At 66.0% G+C, this 5,366-nt stretch carries 7 protein-coding genes; 4 read left to right on the forward strand and 3 right to left on the reverse strand.

The window, feature by feature from the left end; translation table 11 throughout:
- A partial coding sequence (locus tag G554_RS0109265) for an integrase core domain-containing protein (protein WP_027587671.1) occupies nucleotides 1–335 on the forward strand: 335 nt, incomplete at its 5' end.
- Here G554_RS0109265 and G554_RS0109270 read toward each other — a convergent pair.
- Complete coding sequence (locus G554_RS0109270; protein ID WP_027587672.1) at nucleotides 332–958, reverse strand: response regulator; 627 nt, start codon at nucleotides 956–958, stop codon at nucleotides 332–334. The two genes, G554_RS0109265 and G554_RS0109270, sit on opposite strands and share 4 nt — an antisense overlap.
- Nucleotides 955–2,136 carry a sensor histidine kinase gene (locus tag G554_RS0109275; protein WP_027587673.1) on the reverse strand — a complete coding sequence of 394 codons (1,182 nt, stop codon included), beginning with the start codon at nucleotides 2,134–2,136 and terminating at the stop codon, nucleotides 955–957. The genes G554_RS0109270 and G554_RS0109275 overlap by 4 nt, the downstream gene beginning before the upstream one ends.
- A gap of 166 nt (nucleotides 2,137–2,302) precedes the next feature.
- On the opposite strand from G554_RS0109275, the gene G554_RS0109280 reads away from it, so the two are divergent.
- The 3 genes from G554_RS0109280 to G554_RS0109290 all read left to right on the forward strand — a co-directional run bounded on the left by G554_RS0109280 (nucleotide 2,303) and on the right by G554_RS0109290 (nucleotide 4,925).
- On the forward strand, nucleotides 2,303–3,361 hold the full coding sequence (locus G554_RS0109280; protein ID WP_027587674.1) for an ABC transporter permease: 1,059 nt from the start codon (nucleotides 2,303–2,305) through the stop codon (nucleotides 3,359–3,361).
- Nucleotides 3,358–4,053: an ABC transporter ATP-binding protein gene (locus G554_RS0109285; protein ID WP_027587675.1), complete on the forward strand. Its 696-nt coding sequence runs from the start codon at nucleotides 3,358–3,360 to the stop codon at nucleotides 4,051–4,053. The genes G554_RS0109280 and G554_RS0109285 overlap by 4 nt, the downstream gene beginning before the upstream one ends.
- 287 nt (nucleotides 4,054–4,340) lie before the next feature.
- Nucleotides 4,341–4,925, forward strand: coding sequence for a recombinase family protein (locus tag G554_RS0109290; RefSeq protein WP_027587676.1), 585 nt, complete (start codon nucleotides 4,341–4,343; stop codon nucleotides 4,923–4,925).
- Between the two features lie 157 nt (nucleotides 4,926–5,082).
- On the opposite strand, the gene G554_RS0109295 is transcribed toward G554_RS0109290, so the two are convergent.
- On the reverse strand, nucleotides 5,083–5,366 hold a 284-nt coding region (locus G554_RS0109295; RefSeq protein ID WP_027587677.1), incomplete at its 5' end, for an ISL3 family transposase.

Genomic DNA, 5,366 nt, shown 5'->3' on the forward strand with positions numbered 1-5,366 from the left:
ACGCGTTCTTCGCAGGCCTGGGCGTCACAGTCACCGCGGTGATGACCGACAACGGTTCCTGCTACCGGTCAGGCGCCTTCGCTGACGCGCTCGGCGACCATGTGAAGCACAAGTGGACCCGGCCATACCGGCCGCAGACCAACGGCAAGGTCGAGCGGTTCAACCGCACCCTCGCCGTCGAGTGGGCCTACGCGAAGCCCTACGCCAGCGAAGCCGAGCGCGCCGCAGCCTACGAGACCTGGCTCCATCACTACAATCACCACAGACCCCACACCGGGATCGGCGGCCAGACCCCCTCAGCCCGCGTTCACAACGTCACGGGGAAGTACACCTAGCGCAGTATTCCTCTGCGTCGAGCGGCGGAGACGGCTGCGGTCCTGGAGGCGACATCGAGCTTGGAGAAGATGTGGGCCAGATGGGACTTCACGGTGGTCTCGCTGATGAACAGCTCTGCGGCGACCTCTGTGTTGGACCGGCCCGCGGCCACGAGCTCGAGGACCTCGATCTCCCGACTGCTCAGGCTCACCTGCGGGGCGCGGAGACGGTCGAGCAGTCGTGAGGCGATGACGGGTGCCAGAGCGCTCTCGCCAGCTGCGGCGGCTCGTACTGCGGCGATCAGCTCGTGCGGGGGCGCGTCTTTGAGCAGGTAGCCGCTGGCGCCCGCTTCGACGGCCCCCAGGATGTCGCCATCTGAGTCGTAGTTGGTCAAGACCAGGACGTAGGGCGCGGCGGGCAGGGCCCGGATCTGGCGGGTCGCGTCGGCTCCCGTGAGGGTCGCGCGCGTGCCGAACTGGAGATCCATCAGGACGACGTCTGGGTTCTCTCGTTCGGCAGCAGAGATGGCTTCCTCGGGTGTGGCGGCCTCGGCCAGGACGGTGAAGTCCTCTTCCATCCCGAAGAGGGCGACCAGGCCTGCGCGAACGATCGGGTGGTCGTCGGCGATCACGAGGCGGATCATCGAGGGTCCTCCTGGGGGAGCGTCACTGTGAGGGTCGTTCCACGACCGGGAGCAGAATCTACGGTGAGAGTGCCGCCCAGCTGGTGAACGCGTTCCCTGGTGGCTTGGAGGCCGAACGAGTCTGATCTTCCGGGGCGTGTGTCCTGTGCTTCGAGCGTGTCGAATCCGGTGCCGTCGTCGGCGACCGTGAAACGCATCGTCTCGTGATCAACATCCAGCGTGATCGTGGCTTTCGTGGCGTGAGCGTGCTGGATGACGTTCGCGATGGCTCCTTGTGCGATGCGCAGGAGCGCGGTCTGCAGGTGCATCGGGAGGGTGATCGTGTCGGAGACGCGCACGCTCACGTCCACACCATGCGTGGACCATTGCGAGATCGCCAGACGCCGGAGCGCTCCGCCAAGACCTTGATCGTCCAGCTCTGGTGGGGTGAGCTCTTGGATGAAGCGTCGGGCGTCGGCAAGGTTCGCGGCGGCGGTCTGGCGGGCAAGCTGGATGTGTTCTAGTCCCGGTCGGCCCGGGTCTGCGCGTTCGGCAGCGTGCAGGAGCATCTGGATGCTCGACAGGCCCTGGGCGAGGGTGTCGTGGATCTCTCGTGCCAGGCGAGCGCGTTCTGCGAGGACCCCGGACTCGTGTTCGGTCGCGGCGAGCTGTCCACGGGTGTCGAGCAGTTCCTTCATCAGCGCCTCGCGCTGAGTCGCTTCGAGGGCCAGGGCTTGGTATCCCAAGCCGATCAGCAGCGCGACGCAGGCACCCACGAACGGACCGACGACCCCACCGACGGTCCACCCGCCATGAATCCCCAGCGCACCGACAGCAAGCACCGTCGACGCGGCGACAGCGGCCGAGCCCCACCACCGCCCAAGGAGATGGAGATAGAGGAAGAACAAGGGAAAGACCAGGTAGGCGGCATCGGAGCTCAGCCACATGAGGCCGACCCACTCGAGCGTGAGCACCCCCAGCCACACCCGCCCCCGACCGCCAGACCCCGCCGGTTGCGCGAGGATGCCTCCCAGCGCATACGTGACCAGGAGCACGACGGCCAGAGGTATGACGATGGCGCTGCTGGGGCTCCACACCAGGGCAGCGCGAGCGATCACCAGGACTGCCAGGGCGACGAAGAGAGCGTGCAGACCGGTACGCAAGCCCACGAAGACGGGGGTCAGCGCGGTATGGGTCATGGGCCGAACGCTACGCGTCGACCCCGCACTGGTCATCCTCCGAAAGGACGATCGGCCAGTACATCGTCCGCGCGTCCCTCGAGGGTGCAGACGAGCGATGACCCGAACGCCGCCACGCGGAAGAGTCGAGGGTGTCATCGCCCCGGTGGCCGGAAAGGAACCCATCATGTTCGTCGCCTTGCGTGACCTGCGTTTCGCCCGCGGCCGATTCGTCCTCATCGGTTCGGTCGTCGCTCTCATCACCGTCCTCGTCGGCTTCCTCAGCGGGCTCACCGGAGGGTTGGCCACCCAGAACGTCTCGGCCATACTCGGGCTCCCCGCCGACCGGGTCGTGTTCTCTGGAGACACCGCCGCCAGCTTCTCCGACTCTGCGATCACCGAGCAACAGGCCACCGCCTGGGCCTCGACATCCGGAGTCACGACCGCTGAGCCCGTGGGGATCAGTCAGACCAGGGCAGAGACGGACACCGCGCGTGCCGCGATCGCCATCTTCGGCGTCCAGGCCACCTTCGACCGCAACGCACCCTCACGCGACGGCACGCTCACACTGTCAGAGCCCGCAGCCGACGCCCTCGCGGTGAGCACCGGTGACGAGGTCGTGGTCGCAGGAACCACGTACACCGTCGCCACGGTGGCCGGTGACGGGTGGTACAGCCACACCCCCGTCGTGCAGATGACCCTTCACGACTGGCAGGAGTACGCGGCCGCGACAGGGGACCCTGACGCCTACGCCACCGTCCTGGCCGTCACAGGTGATCCCGACTGGTCTGCGGCCGAGACCGCAACAGCCACCACGTCGGAGAGCACGCTCGCGTCGTTGACCGCGCTGAGCGCCTTCAGGTCCGAGATAGGTTCCCTCGTGCTGATGGTCGCCATGCTCTTCGGCATCTCAGGGCTGGTCATCGGAGCGTTCTTCACCGTGTGGACCATGCAGCGCAAGGGAGACATCGCCGTCCTCAAAGCCCTCGGCGCGAGCACGACCTCGCTCATCCGTGACGCCCTCGGTCAAGCCCTCATCGTCCTGTTCATAGGCATCGGGACGGGACTCGGGATCGTCACCGTCTTCGGTGCCCTCGCCGGCACCACGCTGCCCTTCCTGCTCAGCCCCATCACCACTCTCCTTCCCGGCCTGATCATGACCATCCTCGGTCTCGCCGGCGCCGCATTCGCTCTCCGCTCCGTGACCTCCGCCGACCCCCTCACCGCCCTCGGGAGCAACCGATGATCCGCCTGAACAACGTCACCCTCACCTTCCCCGACGGCGACTCGCACATCACAGCCGTCGACCACGTCTCTCTCACCGCGCACCCTGGAACAGTTACCGGCATCACCGGCCCCAGCGGTTCGGGGAAGTCAAGCCTTCTCGCTGTCGCCGCCACCTTGATCCGACCTGACTCCGGGCAGGTCTTCATCGACGACGTCGACGCCACGACGCTGGACGCACGTGAGGCCACCGACCTCCGCCGAGACACGATCGGGATCGTCTTCCAGCAGTCGAACCTCCTGCCCTCACTGACCGCGCACGAGCAGCTGTCCGTGATGAACGAGCTCGGCAGCAAGCACAGCAAGCGCACACGCTCTCTGGCAGCCACACGGGCCGACGAACTACTTGACGCAGTGGGGCTCGGTGACCAGCGAGGAAAGCGCCCTCACCAGCTCTCGGGCGGGCAGCGTCAACGCATCAACATCGCTCGCGCTCTCATGAACGAACCACGCGTCCTGCTCGTCGACGAACCCACCAGCGCCCTCGACCAAGAGCGTGGAGCCAGCATCATCGAGCTCATCCTCAACCTCACCGATCAGATGAACACCGCCACTCTGCTTGTCACCCACGACCTGGTGCACCTTCCCCGCATGCACGGCGTCGTCCAACTCGTCGACGGCAAGCTGAGCCAGGCGACACCTGCTGCTGCGTAACCCATGTTCGACAACCACGAAGCCAACCCCACCCCGCGCGTCCACTCCTCCCCGGCACCACCCGGACACCACGGTTCCTCAGCTACTTCGTCACTGGTCGTTGTGGACATCGGCCATCAACCGATCGCGGAACCACGCCACTGAGCGTTGCGACTCACAATCATGAGCAACCTGACCATTCCGCCCACCGGGGTATACCCCACCAGACACTCCCCCAGCCCACGCAAACACGTGTCCAACCATGCCGGTTTCAGACATAATGGACGACGCTGCCGTAGGGTTTAGGTGTGAATGGACATTCAGGGCAGACCGTCGGCTACGTCAGAGTCTCGACCACCGACCAGAACCCCGCACGACAACTGGAAGCCATCGGCACCGTCGACAGGCTCTTCGCCGAGAAGATCTCGGCCAGGACCACCGACCGGCCCCAGCTCCAGGCCATGCTCGCCTACGTGCGCTCCGGCGACCTCGTCCGAGTGAAGTCCCCCGACCGGCTCGCCCGCTCCACCACCGACCTCCTCGCCCTGGTGAACCACCTCAAGGACAAGGACGTCCAGATCCAGTTCATCGACCAGCCGGCCCTGAACACCGACTCCCCCCAGGGCGAGTTCATGCTCACCATCCTGGGTGCGGTGGCCCAACTAGAACGAGCCACCATCAAAGAACGCCAGGCCGAGGGCATCGCCCTGGCCAAAGCCCGCGGCGTCTACGACCGGACCCCGAAACTGTCGGCCGACCAGATCGAGCAGGCGCGCCGCCACATCGCCGACGGCGTCCCCAAAGCCAAGATCGCCCGAGACCTCAACGTCTCTCGACAAACCCTCTACACCGCACTGGCCGGCCAAGGCCGCTACCGGCCATCCAGTGACTGACCGCCGAAGGGGCATCGACCGACGCTTCACGAACAGTCAGCCGTCTCCACCCATGGATACCGAGACTGCTTCACCGTCAGTCACAACCACAGGAGCGAAACCCAACCTGGTTCACCAACACTGACGGCCGATTTACATCAAGTCGTACTTCACGGGCTCATCCGAATCCAGGGTGTAGTCGGGGTCTGAACCCGCCGGTCTCGAGCAGGGATCTGGCGATGTAGTTGGTCAGGTTGCGGAACCCCAGCGCCGAGCCGCGCAGGTGCTCGAGCCTGCCGTTGATCGCCTCGGTGGGCCCGTTGGAGGTGCTGGGCCGGTCGAAGTAGGCCAGGACGTCGGCGGCGCGCTTCTTCAGCGTCCTGCCGAGCTTGGTGATCTCGACCAGGGCCTTGGGGACGCCGGTGCTGATCGAGTCGATGAGCCGGGCCATCAGCTCGCGGC

The sequence above is a fragment of the Acidipropionibacterium thoenii DSM 20276 genome (assembly GCF_000423445.1).
Classification (GTDB): domain Bacteria; phylum Actinomycetota; class Actinomycetes; order Propionibacteriales; family Propionibacteriaceae; genus Acidipropionibacterium; species Acidipropionibacterium thoenii.

Excerpts from the sequence above, each read along its gene's own strand:
- G554_RS0109280 (WP_027587674.1), top strand. The coding sequence starts at position 2,303 with ATGTTCGTCGCCTTGCGTGACCTGCGTTTCGCCCGCGGCCGATTCGTC.
- G554_RS0109275 (WP_027587673.1), bottom strand. The coding sequence starts at position 2,136 with ATGACCCATACCGCGCTGACCCCCGTCTTCGTGGGCTTGCGTACCGGT.
- G554_RS0109270 (WP_027587672.1), bottom strand. The coding sequence starts at position 958 with ATGATCCGCCTCGTGATCGCCGACGACCACCCGATCGTTCGCGCAGGC.
- G554_RS0109285 (WP_027587675.1), top strand. The coding sequence starts at position 3,358 with ATGATCCGCCTGAACAACGTCACCCTCACCTTCCCCGACGGCGACTCG.